This window comes from Streptomyces sp. NPDC060366 (assembly GCF_042725135.1).
GTDB lineage: Bacteria > Actinomycetota > Actinomycetes > Streptomycetales > Streptomycetaceae > Streptomyces.
Genome location: NZ_JBHXDC010000015.1, coordinates 1 through 12,895, shown reverse-complemented (window position 1 = coordinate 12,895; position 12,895 = coordinate 1). Strand labels below are relative to the sequence as shown.

General features: G+C 71.5%; 10 protein-coding genes. 4 read left to right on the top strand and 6 right to left on the bottom strand.

What is annotated here, in order from left to right:
* Nucleotides 1-3: 3 nt before the first annotated feature.
* From ACFWHU_RS29140 to ACFWHU_RS29120, 5 genes are all read right to left on the bottom strand, one after another.
* On the bottom strand, nucleotides 4-912 hold the full coding sequence (locus ACFWHU_RS29140) for a carbohydrate ABC transporter permease (protein WP_385797660.1): 909 nt from the start codon (nucleotides 910-912) through the stop codon (nucleotides 4-6).
* 2 nt (nucleotides 913-914) lie between these two features.
* Complete coding sequence (locus tag ACFWHU_RS29135) at nucleotides 915-1,883, bottom strand: carbohydrate ABC transporter permease (RefSeq protein ID WP_385797662.1); 969 nt, start codon at nucleotides 1,881-1,883, stop codon at nucleotides 915-917.
* Between the two features lie 19 nt (nucleotides 1,884-1,902).
* Nucleotides 1,903-3,237 carry an ABC transporter substrate-binding protein gene (locus tag ACFWHU_RS29130; protein ID WP_387228418.1) on the bottom strand — a complete coding sequence of 445 codons (1,335 nt, stop codon included), beginning with the start codon at nucleotides 3,235-3,237 and terminating at the stop codon, nucleotides 1,903-1,905.
* Between the two features lie 137 nt (nucleotides 3,238-3,374).
* A complete protein-coding gene (locus ACFWHU_RS29125) occupies nucleotides 3,375-4,541 on the bottom strand; it encodes an ROK family protein (RefSeq protein WP_385797708.1) in 1,167 nt (388 codons plus the stop codon).
* A gap of 289 nt (nucleotides 4,542-4,830) precedes the next feature.
* Complete coding sequence (locus tag ACFWHU_RS29120) at nucleotides 4,831-5,904, bottom strand: mechanosensitive ion channel family protein (protein ID WP_385797667.1); 1,074 nt, start codon at nucleotides 5,902-5,904, stop codon at nucleotides 4,831-4,833.
* Between the two features lie 289 nt (nucleotides 5,905-6,193).
* On the opposite strand from ACFWHU_RS29120, the gene ACFWHU_RS29115 reads away from it, so the two are divergent.
* Nucleotides 6,194-6,730, top strand: a complete 537-nt coding sequence (locus ACFWHU_RS29115) for an HNH endonuclease (protein WP_078077307.1) — start codon at nucleotides 6,194-6,196, stop codon at nucleotides 6,728-6,730.
* A gap of 66 nt (nucleotides 6,731-6,796) precedes the next feature.
* On the opposite strand, the gene ACFWHU_RS29110 is transcribed toward ACFWHU_RS29115, so the two are convergent.
* The gene (locus ACFWHU_RS29110) at nucleotides 6,797-9,817 is read right to left on the bottom strand and encodes a beta-N-acetylglucosaminidase domain-containing protein (RefSeq protein ID WP_387228415.1); all 3,021 of its coding nucleotides are present in this window, start codon (nucleotides 9,815-9,817) and stop codon (nucleotides 6,797-6,799) included.
* Nucleotides 9,818-10,075: 258 nt separating this feature from the next.
* On the opposite strand from ACFWHU_RS29110, the gene ACFWHU_RS29105 reads away from it, so the two are divergent.
* Genes ACFWHU_RS29105 through ACFWHU_RS29095 form a run of 3 tightly spaced genes read left to right on the top strand, consistent with a single transcriptional unit; the run spans nucleotide 10,076 to nucleotide 12,851 of the window.
* On the top strand, nucleotides 10,076-10,333 hold the full coding sequence (locus ACFWHU_RS29105) for a hypothetical protein (protein WP_078077309.1): 258 nt from the start codon (nucleotides 10,076-10,078) through the stop codon (nucleotides 10,331-10,333).
* Nucleotides 10,334-12,556 (top strand): 4-alpha-glucanotransferase, encoded by a 2,223-nt coding sequence (gene malQ, locus ACFWHU_RS29100; RefSeq protein ID WP_387228412.1) that lies wholly within the window; start codon nucleotides 10,334-10,336, stop codon nucleotides 12,554-12,556. It begins immediately after the preceding gene.
* Between the two features lie 58 nt (nucleotides 12,557-12,614).
* Entirely contained in the window at nucleotides 12,615-12,851 is a 237-nt protein-coding gene (locus ACFWHU_RS29095) for a hypothetical protein (RefSeq protein WP_385797676.1), read from the top strand.
* Nucleotides 12,852-12,895 lie beyond the last annotated feature (44 nt).

Sequence of the window (12,895 nt, the reverse complement as noted above, 5' to 3'; positions counted from 1 at the left end):
TTGCTAGCCCTTCACTCCGGTCAGTGTGACGCCCTCGACGAAGGCCTTCTGTGCGAAGAAGAAGACGAGGATCACGGGGGCCATGACCAGTACGGTCGCGGCCATGGTCAGATTCCAGTCGGTGTGGTGCGCGCCCTTGAAGGATTCCAGCCCGTAACTGAGCGTCCAGGCGGCCGGGTTCTCCGACGCGTAGATCTGTGGACCGAAGTAGTCGTTCCACGCGTAGAAGAACTGGAACAGCGCCACCGCGGCGATGCCCGGCTTCGCCATCGGCAGGACGACCCTGATCAGGGTACGGAACTCGCCGCAGCCGTCGACGCGGGCCGCGTCCAGATACTCGTCGGGGATCGTCAGCAGGAACTGCCTCAGCAGGAATATGGAGAACGCGTCGCCGAACGCCATCGGGATGATCAGCGGCCAGAGCGTGCCCGACAGGTCGAACTGCTTCGCCCAGAACAGGTACATCGGGATGATGACCACCTGGGGCGGCAGCATCATCATCGAGATGACGAGCATCAGCGACAACTGCCGCCCGCGGAAGCGGAACTTGGCCAGCGCGTACGCCACGGGGATCGAGGAGACCACCGAGAGGAGGGTCCCCAGACCCGCGTACAGCAGGGTGTTCTTCCACCAGGTCAGAAAGCCCGGCGTGTCGAAGACCTTGGTGTAGTTGCCCCACTCCCAGCTGTTCGGGGTGAGGTCGCGGGTAAGCGCCTGCTGGTCGCTCATCACCGAGGTGAGGAAGAGGAAGACGAACGGCAGCACGAAGAACAGAGCCGCCGCGACACCGAGCGCGTGCACGGCGATCCAGTGCAGCACGGCCTTGCGGCGCGCGGTACGGGCCGCCGGTGTGTGCGCGCCGTCCGCCGGCCGCGCGGGCCGGCCGGGCGCGTCGAGCAGTTGTTGGGCCATGGTCAGTCACCCGTTCCGATCAGTCCGCCGCGACGCCGCATCAGGAACGCGGTGAAGACCATCGCCAGGGCGAACAGCACGAGCGCGACGACGCAGGCGGCGCCGTAGTCGAAGCGCTGGAAGCCGAGGTTGTAGACGAGCTGCGGCAGGGTCAGCGTCGACTTGTCCGGATAGCCGGGCTCGAACTGCTGGCCGGAGCCGCCGATCACACCGGAGGCGACCTTGCCCGCGACCAGTGGCTGTGTGTAGTACTGCATCGCCTGGATCACACCGGTGACCACGGCGAACAGCACGATCGGCGAGATGTTCGGCAGCGTCACGTAGCGGAAGCGGTGCCAGGACGAAGCGCCGTCCAGCTCGGCCGCCTCGTACTGCTCCTTCGGTACGTCGAGCAGCGCGGCCATGAAGATGACCATCAGATCACCGATGCCCCAGACGGCCAGCGCCGTGAGCGCCGGCTTGGACCAGGAGGCGTCGTTGAACCAGCCCGGCGTGGGCAGTCCGAGGTCACCGAGGATCGTGTTGACCGGCCCCGTACCGGGGTTGAGGAGGAACACGAAGGCGAGCGTGGCCGCGACGGGCGGCGCCAGGTACGGCAGGTAGAACAGGGTCCGGAAGACCCCGGTGCCCGTCTTGATCCTGGTGATCAGCATGCCGACGCCGAGACCGAACACGACCCGGCAGGTGACCATCACCAGGACCAGCCACAGGGTGTTGCGCAGCGACGGCCAGAACATCGGGTAGTCGCTGAAGACGTACGACCAGTTCCCGAGTCCGTTCCAGACGGGGGAGTTGAAACCGTCGTACTTCATGAAGGAGAAGTACACGGTCGACACGAGCGGATACGCGAAGAAGACCGTGAACCCGATCAACCACGGTGACATGAACGCCACCGTCCGCAGTGCTCGTCTTCTGCGCTTCGCCACGAGGCTGCTCGTGCGGCGCTTCGAACGGAGCGTGTTGCTGGACATCAGTCGGCTTCCCCGCCTGCTACTTGGCCTGCTCGATGTCGCGGTCGATCTGCTTCGCGGTCTCTTCCAGGCCCTTCTGGAGGTCCTTCACGGAGCCCTTCTCGTACTGGTAGCCGAAGTCCTGGAGCGTCGTCTGGTACGTCGCGCCGTTGATCGCCCCGTCGGGGGTGTTGGACTTCGGGTGCTGCGCGATGTCGAGGAACGTCTTGAAGCGGGGGTCGAACTTCAGGTCGGGCGACTTGAGCGCGGCCAGCGTCGAGGGCACGTTGCGGATGCCGTTGGCGAACTCCACGACCGCCTTCGTGTCGGTGGTCATGTACTTCACCAGCTCCCACGCGGCGTTCTGCTTCTTGCTCTGCGGCGCGATGCCCATGATCGTGCCGGAGAGGAAGCCCTTGCCGTAGCTGTCGGCCTCGTCGTCCGCGACGGGCATCGGCGCCACGCCGATCTCGAAGTCGGCGCCCGCGTCCTCGGCCATGCCGAGCCGCCACTCACCGTCCAGCTGCATCGCGACCTGGCCGGTGTGGAAGGGGTGCTTGGCGCCCCACTCGTCACCGAAGGTGGAGCGGTACTTCTCCAGCTTGCCGAAGCCGCCGAGGTCCTCGACGAGCTTCTTCTGGTACGTGAACATCTCGGCGAAGGCCGGGTCCTTGGCGATGTTGGACTTGCCGTTCTCGTCGAAGTACGCGTGGTCCCAGCTCGACATGTAGTGGTCGACGACCGTCTCGTAGCCGTGGTAGGTCGGCATCATGCCGACCTGCTCGTAGCTGTCGCCCTTGGGCTTGGTGAGCTTCTTCGCGACGGTGGCCAGCTCGGACATCGTCTTCGGCGGGGCCGTGATGCCCGCCTCCTTGAAGGCGTCCTTGTTGTAGTAGAGCCCGTACGCGTCGCTGAGCAGCGGCAGCGCGCAGCGGTCGCCCTCGAACTCGGTGTACTGGAGCAGCACCTTCGGGAACGTCTTCGCCAGATCGATCTTGTCCTTCTTTATGAAGGGGGAGAGGTCGGCGAAGGCGCCGGAGGAGCAGAACTTGCCCACGTTGGAGGTGGTGAAGGACGACACGACGTCCGGGCCCTTCGAACCGCCCGCGCGCAGCGCCTGGTTGAGCTTGTCGTCGTTGATGTTGCCGACGACGTCGACCTTGATATTGGGGTGGGCGTCCTCGAAGCGGCCGATGTTGTCCTTGATCGCCTTCACCTCGGAGGGCGCGCTCCAGCCGTGCCAGAAGGTGATCGTGGTCTTGGCGTTCGGATCGTCCGACGCGGAGTCGCCGGACTGCCCGGTACACGCGGCGGTGAGGACGGACAGCGCGGCGACCGCGGCGGCGGAAGCGGTCAGACGGCGGTTTCTGGGCATGACGGAACTCCCGGTGTCGGTCGGGTCCTGAAAGTGGATGTGGTGGGGCCTTGAGGGGGTCTGAGGGGCCTTGGGACGGTCTGGGGGGGGCTTGAGGTGGCCGGTTCGGCGGGTCGCCGCTTCGGTGGGCCGGCGGATCAGCGGGAGGTGTCGAAGACCTCGTCGCGAGTGGTCGCGAGGGCGCTCTCCAGCGCGCCCCGCAGCACGGGATGTTCCCGTACCTCTCCGATGAGCAGCCGGGGCCTGGAGGCGGCCAGTTCGGCGAGTTCCGCCTGGACCAGCGCGCGCAGCGGTTCGCCGCCGGCGGCGGTCACCCCGCCCGCGAGGACGATGAGTTCGGGGTCGAGCACCGCGGTCACGGAGGCCAGACCGGTGGCGAGCCGCTGCGCGAACAGCCGCAGCAGCTCGGCCAGTCGCGGGTCCTCCTCGTGTCCGGCGGCGGCCTTCGTAAGGAGGGCGGCGGCGACGTCCGCGTACGGCTGCTCCGGCGTCTCGATGCCGAGGCCGCGGGCGAGGCGCGGTACGGACTGGGCGCCCGCCAGTTCCTGGAAGCCGCCGCTGTTGGCCTTCACCACCTGGCGTACGAGGGGGGTGCCCGGCACCGGCAGGAAGCCGACCTCGCCGGCGCCGCCGGTGAAGCCGCGGTGCAGCCGCCCGCCGATGACCAGGGAGGCGCCGAGACCTTCCTGGTTCCACAGGAGGACGAAGTCGTCGTGGCCGCGGGCCGCTCCCAGCCGCTGTTCGGCGACCGCGGCGAGATTCACGTCGTTCTCGTACTCGACGGGCATCGGCAGGGCGCCGGCCAGCTCGTCCAGCAGTGCGGGGGAGTGCCAGCCGGGCAGGTGCGAGGCGTACCGCAGGCGCCCGGTGGACGGATCGAAGGCGCCCGGCGTACCGATGACGACACGGTGCACGTCGCCGCGCGCCAGCCCGGCGGCCTTCACGGCTCCCTCCAGCGCGTCGGTCACCTGGGTCACGACGGCGTCCGCCGAGCGGCGTCCCGGTGTGGGCAGTTCGAACCGGCCGACGGTGGCGCCGGTGATGTCCGAGACGGCGGCGAGGATGCGCTGCGGGTTCACGTCGAGCCCGGCGGCGTGGGCGGCGCCCGCGTTCACCGCGTACAGCTGCGCGTTGGGCCCCGGGCGCCCCTCCGTGGTGCCGGTGGCGACGACGAGCCCGGCCGCCTCCAGACGGGCCAGCAACTGGGAGGCCGTCGGCTTGGAGAGACCGGTCAGCTTGCCGATCCGGGTACGGGAGAGGGTGCCGTGCGCCAGCAGCAGATCCAGCGCGGCACGGTCGTTCATCGCGCGCAGAACGCGTGGTGTGCCCGGGGACGGCGTGGACGGATCGCTCACGACGTGTGCACCTGCCCTTCGGCGACTGCTCTCCCCGTGTCGTGTTCGCGACACTGTTAGGAAAGTTTCCTATTTGATGGGAGGAAAGTAGGCCGCACGTCAGGGAGCAGTCAATACCCGTTCACGGGCAGCGCCCCCGAGGCAACCAAAGCGTTACCTGCGGGGGCGCGTGTGCGAAGCGTTTTCGACCAGGTGCCGGGTGCCACGGGTGCCAGGTGCTGCGGCCGGGCGCCCGGCGCTACTTCGTCAGATTGGGGTTCGGGGACTGCGGCGGTATCGGCGACGCCGCGAGGGACTGCGGTGACGTGGGGCTCGCCAGGGCCGACGGCGCCGCCATACCGGCGGTCGGGTCGGCCGTGGCCGCCTCCGTGCCCGCCAGGGGCAGCCCGCCGACGATCTGGATGTCCGCCGCGTCGAAAGCCTGCTTGATGCGCCAGCGCAGCTCGCGCTCCACGCCCAGCGCCTTGCCCGGCATCGTCTTCGCGCTCACCCGTACCGTCATCGATTCCAGCAGCACGGAATCCAGGCCCAGGATCTCGACCGGGCCCCACAGGCGCTCGGCCCAGGGGTCCTCCTTCGCCATCTTCTCCGCGACCGCGGTGATGACCTCGCGGACCCTGTCCAGGTCCTCGGTCGGCCGGACCGTCACATCGACACCGGCCGTGGCCCACCCCTGGCTGAGGTTGCCGATCCGCTTCACCTCGCCGTTGCGGACGTACCAGATCTCGCCGTCGTCGCCGCGCAACTTGGTCACCCGCAGCCCGACCTCGATGACCTCGCCGGACGCGACACCGGCGTCGATGGTGTCGCCCACGCCGTACTGGTCCTCCAGGATCATGAAGACGCCGGAGAGGAAGTCGGTGACGAGATTGCGCGCACCGAAGCCCAGGGCCACACCGGCGACACCCGCCGACGCCAGCAGCGGGGCCAGATTGATGTTCAGGGCCCCCAGCGCCATCAGCGCCGCCGTACCGAGGATCACGAACGACGTCACCGACCGCAGTACGGATCCGATGGCCTCCGAACGCTGCCGGCGCCGCTCCGCGTTCACCAGGAGGCCACCGAGCGCCGTGCCCTCGACCGCCGTGGCGCTGCGGTTCATCCTGGCTATCAGCTTGGTGATGGTGCGCCGCAGCACATGGCGCAGGACGAGCGCGATCACCACGATCAGCAGGATGCGCAGGCCGACGCTGAGCCAGGTGGACCAGTTCTGCTCCACCCAGCCGGCGGCGTCGTTGGCGCGTTCCGCCGCCTCGTCGAATGTGGCGGGCCCTGACGACGGGTCCGGGGCCGGCGCGGCGGACAGGGACACGGCGGGAACCTCCTGGAAACACGGGCGGGACCAACCACACTAACGGGGCATCGCGAGTCCTTCGTCGCCGTGCGCGGGGGAGAGACACTCCTCACGCGCCGGCACCGGGCGAAGTCCCAGGAAGGCACGGGGGCGCGGACACGCCAGGTCAGGGGCGGCGGGGCGGGTGTGGGCGAAAACACTCCGAGCCCGTTACCAAGACGTGGTGGCGTTTGGACCAGGCATGAGGAGAGACTGAGACAGATCGTCCCGGCGCGAGCCACGCGCCGCCGGCGCAACTGGAGGCACCGTGCCACACGTCCTGGTCCTCAACGCGTCGTACGAGCCGCTCGGCGTCGTACCGCTCCGCCGCGCGCTCGTCCTCGTTCTGGAGAACAAGGCCATCTGCCTGGAGGAATCCGGCGCCTTCCTGCACAGCGAGACCCAGGTCGTCGCCGCGCCCAGCGTCGTACGGCTGAAGCGGTTCGTGCGGGTCCCCTACCGGGGGCCCGTTCCACTGACGCGCCGCGCGCTCTTCGCCCGCGACGGCGGGCGCTGCATGTACTGCGGCAGTGTCGCCACCAGCGTCGACCACGTCATCCCGCGCAGCCGGGGCGGGAAGCACGTGTGGGACAACGTGGTGGCCGCCTGCCGCCGCTGCAACCATGTGAAGGCCGACCGGCATCTGCGGGAGCTGGGGTGGAGGCTTCGCCACCAGCCCGCGCCGCCGTCCGGACTCGCCTGGCGGATCATCGGGACCGGACACCGGGATCCGCGCTGGATGCCGTATCTGCAACCCTTCGGCGCGGAGGACGCGGTGGCCCGGATCGACGGCATTTCTGCCTAGGATCCGGGCCTTTGTCGTGCGGGGCGCACAGACCGTGACGGCGCTTCCTCCTTACGGAGGCGCCGCCTACGGAGGCGGCGCCGCTTCCGTCACGGCGTACGCCTCCACCGACCACAGCGAGTAACCGAACCGGGTCGCGCGCCGCTCGCCCTGGATCCGGATGAAGCGGGTGTCCTTCGCGTCCATCCGGACCGCCTCGCGCCCGCCCCGGCCCTCGTCCACACGCGCGGCGTCGCGCCACACGCGCCCGTCGGCCGACACCTGGACCCGGTAGCCGCTCGCGTGGGCGTCCTGCCAGTTCAGTACGACCTGGCCCAGCCGGACCGGCTCCGCCAGCTCCACCTGCCACCACGCGCCGTCCTCGGCGGGTGACGACCAGCGGGTGGCGGGGTCGCCGTCCGTGGCCGCGGACGCCGGGAAATCGGGCGTCTCGTCGCCGGACGACGAGGCGGCGGCGGTCGGCGCCCGCAGGAGGTCGGGTCCGCCCGTACGCGGCGAGGCCCGCACCGTCAGGACGCGCTCCTCGCCGCCGAACGTCAGCGGGACCCGGTAGGTCCCCGCCGGGGTGTCCTCGCGGACGGTGACCCGGACCGGCACGGTCGTCCGCACGCCTCGCGGCACCGTGACCCGCTCGGGCACCGTCACCTCGATGCCGTCGGGGGCCTTCGCCGTCAGCGCGCCGCTGACCGGGCCGGGGCGCTGTGCCTCCAGCTCCGCCTCGACGGTCTGGGGCTTCCCGCCGATCTCGGCGTCCGTCACGGTCCGGGGGAGATCGAACCGGACCCGCGGCTCGTCGGTGAACCACGGCACCACACGCCGCACCGACGGCGCCGTCGCGCCCGGCACGGCGGGCCAGGTGATCCGTACGGCGTCGGCGCGCAGCCCCTTGGCGTCCGTCTGGGTCCAGCCGCTCTTCGACACGGGGCCGAGCCGCCGCCAGCCCTCGCCGGGCACGTGCGCCTCCACCGAGGCGCCGTCGCCCGTGCCCGGCTCCGTCATGGTCGTGATCACGCCGACGGGGCGGGGGCGGCCGACGCCGACGGTGTACGCGTCGGTGCTGTGGGTGGCGCCGGCCTCCGGCCCCGCCGAGCGGTCGGCGCCCGTCCAGGCCGCAGACTCCTTGGCCGCGCGGTCGAGGAACGGGTCGAGCACGCCCTTGCCGACCGTGACCGTGCTCTTCGCCGCCTCCTCACGGAGCGGTTCGAGGTCGAGCGCCGCCTGCCAGGCGGCGTCGCCGTCGCCACGGGTCTGCGCCTGGAGCATGTCGACCGACAGCTCACCGGCCCGGCCGTACCGCGCCAACTGCTCGCTCCACGGCCGTACTTCCTCGTCCAGCCGGCCCTCCGCCGTGCGGGACAGGCGCTCCGGCGTCTGACGCATCACGGTGAAGGCCGCCCGCAGCCGGCTCGCCGCCCGGTCCCTGGCCTTAGGGTCCGCCGCCGACGCCGCGTCCGTACGGGTGCTCCAGAACTCCTTCAACAGAGGGCGCAGATACGCCGACTCGGTCGGGTCCAGGATCGACGAGGAGTGGTTCCCGGCGAGCGCGGCGATGGCCTCGCGCGCCTCGGGGTCGCCGTCAGCGAGATCGTCCATCGCCGCCTGCCAGGACTCCTGCGGCTGATAACCGCGCGGGTTCCAGGCGTAGTCGGCGGCCGTGAACAGCGGGATACGGGACGCGGACGGCTGCTCGCTCGCGTTGGCGAGGAGCGCGGCCGAACCGGAGGCGACGGCGGGCTCACGGCCCGTGTAGGGGCCGAGGAAGATGCGCCCCTGCTCGTAGTCGTTGACCGGGTAGTTGTCCATCGTGACCAGGGGGTGCTTGAACGCCTCGCGCGCACCGGCCAGTTCGCGTCCGGTGATGGTGCGCGGCACGACACCGACGCCCGTCCACGCCACCTGGACCCGCCCGTCGAGATCCGCGGCGAGCGCCGTGCGGTACTCGGTGGCGCCCTCCTGGAAGTACTCCGTCGGCATCACGGTCAGCGGTTCGCCGCCCGCGTGCCGACGCGCGAGGTGCTCGGCCACCGCGTTCGCGACACGCGCCTGCGCCTTGGCGGCGGCGCCGGGACCCGAACCGAAGGAGTCCCGGTCCTCGTCGCAGTGCCACTCGCTGTAACTGACGTCCTGGAACTGGAGCTGGAAGGCGCGCACACCCAGCGCCCACATCGCGTCGACCTTGCGGTTCAGCGCCTTGACGTCGTCCGGCGACGACATGCACATGGCCTGGGCCGGAGCCACGGCCCACGCGAGCGTCACATGGTTACGCGCCGCGCGCCCGGCCAGATCCCGGAACTCGGCCCGCTGCGCGGCGGGGTACGGCTCGCGCCAGCGCGCCTGGCGGAACGCGTCGTCGCCCGGCGCGTAGAGGTAGCGGTTCTGCTTCGTCCGCCCCATGAAGTCCAGCTGCGCCAGCCGCTCCTGATGGCCCCAGGGCTCTCCGTAGAAGCCCTCCGTCATGCCCCGTACGGCCGTGCCCGGCCAGTCGCGCACCAGGACGCCCGGCACCTTCGCCCGGCCCGGAGTGCCGCCGATCAGCTGCCGCAGTGTCTGCGCGGCGTGGAAGAGGCCGTCGTCGCCGACCCCGTCGAGCGCGATCGTCCCGCGGCCCGCGACGGTACCCACGGCGATCCGGTAGCCCCCGGAGGGGATGTCGGTCCGCTCCGGTGCCCGCAGGGCCCTGAGGGCGTCCCTGGCGCCGCTGCCGCCCGCGAGCACGAGGGGGCCGGTACCGGGCGGGGAGGTGTCCGAGGGGCGGCCGGACGCGGGCGGGGCGGCCGTACGCACCGTACGGACCCCGGCCTCGCGCAGCGCGTCCGTCAGGGCCGCCACGGCGTACGGGTCCGCGTCGCCGGGCGCGACGACGGTGACCTCGTCACCGAGGGCGACGGACTTGCCGCCGGCCTTGAGCGACTGGGGGCGGGGCCAGACGGCGGGCAGTGCCGACTCGCCCTCACCGTCAGGTGTGGTGGCCGCCGGGGAGCCCGGATCGGCGGGAGCCGCCGTCGCGCCCGGTGCCGTGCCGAGAAGTCCGCCGATCACCGCGACAGCGACCGCTGTCGCCGTCCGTCCGCTGCGCCCGAGCCGCACGCCCTGCTCCCCTCGTGGCCCCCGTGTTCCGGTCCGTCCCGCCGATCGGCGACGAGCCCACCACCCCGGGGTGTGGGTGTCAATGCGCGTGGCCGTTATGCCTATTTTGACCGTTATGATAGGTAGGGGGGATCAACTCCCGCTCGGGGAACGCATCGTGACCCGGGGCACGTTTACCGGAGCAGTACGTCTGCGGCCGTGCCGACTGGGTAGGGCTGCTGTGTCCCGTTGTCCGAGCCGTCTTTTGGAGGCGCCGCCATGGCCGCATCCGCACAGCTGCTTCTCTCCGCCCTTTCCAAACAGGTGGTTCCTGGTGACCCGGCCGGCGAGGAACCCCTCGCCGTCACCCTGCCCGGACCGCTGACCAGCGACATCCCGGGCCCGCTCACCAGCGAACCGCCCCTCGCCGACGCGGCGCCACTGACCAGCGAGCCCCCGCTCGCCGACGCCGCACCACTCACCAGCGAGCCGACCGCGCCCGGTACGGCCGGTGGCACGGAGTTCTCAGGAGTCTGAATGGGCCTGGCCAGGCTCGCGGCGCTGCACGGTGTCGCCACCGTCCACTCACCCAGCCCCGGCGTCACCGTCCCGGTCCCCGACGAGACGGTCGTCGCGGTGCTCGCCGCGCTCGGCATCGACGCGTCCACGGACGAGGCCGTCCTCTCCGAGCTGACCAGCGCCGAGTCCGCGGCCGAGAGCCGCCTGCTGCCGCCCACCGTGGTCGTGTGGACCACCCCGGCCACCCCGACCACGGCCACCCCCGCCGGCTCCGGCGCCACCGAAGACCCCGCCGACCGGGCGGCCCCGGCCGGAGCGGTCCTGCCACCCGCGCTTCCCCGGGCCCTGGCCGATCTGCCGCCCGGCACCGTCCTGCGGGTGGAGACCGAGCAGGGCGACACGGTCGAGTGGCCGTCGCCCGAGGCATCGCCGGTGGACGGGCCCGCACCCGACGCCGCATCCGAACGGCGGGCCACGGGCCCCGTGAGCCGTTCCTGGCCCGATCTGCCCCTCGGGGTGCACCGGCTCGCCGCCGTCGCCGCCGACGGCCGTACGGCGGGCGCCGTGCTCGTCGTCGCGCCGCGCGAGGTGCCGCAGCCGCCGTCCCGCACGCACGGCTTCCTCGTCCAGCTCTACTCCCTGCTCTCCACCCACTCCTGGGGCATGGGTGACCTCGGAGACCTCGCCGAACTCGCCACCTGGTCCGGCCGTGAACTGGGCGCCGGATTCGTCCAGATCAACCCGCTGCACGCCGCCGTCCCCGGCGACCCGACCGACCCCTCGCCGTACCGCCCCTCCTCGCGCCGCTTCCCCGACCCCGTCCATCTGCGGGTCGAGGCCGTCCCCGAGTACGCGTACGTCACCGGCCTCGGGACCGCGCGGCTCGACGGGCTGCTGGAGCAGGCCGCCGGACTGCGCGCCGCGGTCCTCGACAAGGGCGCGCTGATCGACCGCGACGCCGTGTGGGACCTCAAGCGCCAGGCCCTGGGCATCGTGCGTGAAGTCCCCCTCGGCCCCGGCCGCCGCGCCGCGTACAACCACTTCCTGGCCGAGCAGGGCCAGGCCCTGGAGGACCACGCCACCTGGTGCGCACTCGCCGAGGTGCACGGCTCCGAGTGGCACGACTGGCCGCGGGGCCTGCGCGACCCGCGCTCCGCCGAGACGAGCCGCGCCCGCCACGAACTGCTCGACCGCGTCGACTTCCACTGCTGGCTGGCCTGGCTCACCGACGAACAACTCGCCGCGGCGGGCCGCGCCGCCCGTGACGCGGGCATGGCGGTCGGCGTCGTCCACGACCTCGCGGTGGGCGTTCATCCCGGCGGCGCGGACGCCTGGGCGCAGCGGGACGCGTTCGCCGAGGGCATGTCCGTGGGCGCACCGCCGGACGCCTTCAACGCCCACGGCCAGGACTGGGGGCTGCCGCCCTGGCGCCCCGACGTCCTCGCCGCCTCCGGCTACGCGCCGTACCGAGGACTGCTCCGCGGCCTGCTGACACACGCCGGAGCCCTGCGGATCGACCATGTGATGGGCCTGTTCCGGCTCTGGTGGGTCCCGGCGGGCGCGGAACCCACCCACGGCACGTACGTGCGATACGACGCCGAGGCGATGCTCGCCGTCCTCGTCCTTGAGGCGCACCGCGCGGGCGCCGTCGTCATAGGGGAGGACCTGGGCACGGTCGAGCCCGGCGTACGGGAGGCACTGCACCGGCGCGGGGTGCTCGGCACGTCCGTGCTCTGGTTCGAGCGCGACTGGGAGGGCACGGGCCGCCCGCTGGCCCCCGAGAGCTGGCGCGAGGACTGCGTCGCCACCGCCACGACCCACGACCTGCCCTCCACCGCCGCGCGCCTGACCGGCGAGCACGTGGAGCTGCGGCACCGGCTCGGGCTGCTCGGCCGCCCGCTGGAGCAGGAACAGCACGAGGAGTCCGCCGAGGTCGCCGACTGGCTGGACACGCTCACCCGGCTCGGCCTGCTGTCGTCCGACGGGGGCGACGAGGAGGAGCAGATCCGGGCGGTCTACCGCTTCCTGCTGCGCACTCCGGCCCGCATGGTCGGTGTCTGGCTGCCCGACGCCGTGGGCGATCGCAGGCCGCAGAATCTGCCGGGCACCTGGGACCAGTACCCGAACTGGCGGCTGCCCGTCGCCGACGCGGCGGGCCGGCCGATGACGCTGGAGGAACTGGTCGCCGCGCCCCGGCTGCACGGCCTGATGGGCGTATTGCGGCCCTCTGTCGGGACTTGACCCCTTGTACGGGACCCCCGGCCGCGCACCCGTCCCGCGCGTTCGCTACGTTGTCACCGTGGACAAGAAGAACGCCCTGCGCGCCGGCGCTGTCATGGCCGGAACGACGCTGATGATGCTGCTCATGACGTCCCCCGTGCTCGCCGTGACTCGCGACGACGGCGACGACCCGGGTCCGGGCCTGACGGTCGGAGAGACCCTCGGTCTGTACGTGGCCGCGCCACTGGTGCTGTTCGCGGTGATCGCCGGACTGGTGATGGTCCTCGACAAGTCGCGGAAGCAGCCGCAGGTCTGACGGCCTCCCCTCTTTGAGAGGCGCCGCGCGGCACACGTGTGCAG

Coding starts and splice junctions, on each gene's coding strand:
- malQ (WP_387228412.1), top strand. CDS start 10,334: ATGGGCCTGGCCAGGCTCGCGGCGCTGCACGGTGTCGCCACCGTCCAC.
- ACFWHU_RS29105 (WP_078077309.1), top strand. CDS start 10,076: ATGGCCGCATCCGCACAGCTGCTTCTCTCCGCCCTTTCCAAACAGGTG.
- ACFWHU_RS29130 (WP_387228418.1), bottom strand. CDS start 3,237: ATGCCCAGAAACCGCCGTCTGACCGCTTCCGCCGCCGCGGTCGCCGCG.
- ACFWHU_RS29125 (WP_385797708.1), bottom strand. CDS start 4,541: ATGAACGACCGTGCCGCGCTGGATCTGCTGCTGGCGCACGGCACCCTC.
- ACFWHU_RS29135 (WP_385797662.1), bottom strand. CDS start 1,883: ATGTCCAGCAACACGCTCCGTTCGAAGCGCCGCACGAGCAGCCTCGTG.
- ACFWHU_RS29140 (WP_385797660.1), bottom strand. CDS start 912: ATGGCCCAACAACTGCTCGACGCGCCCGGCCGGCCCGCGCGGCCGGCG.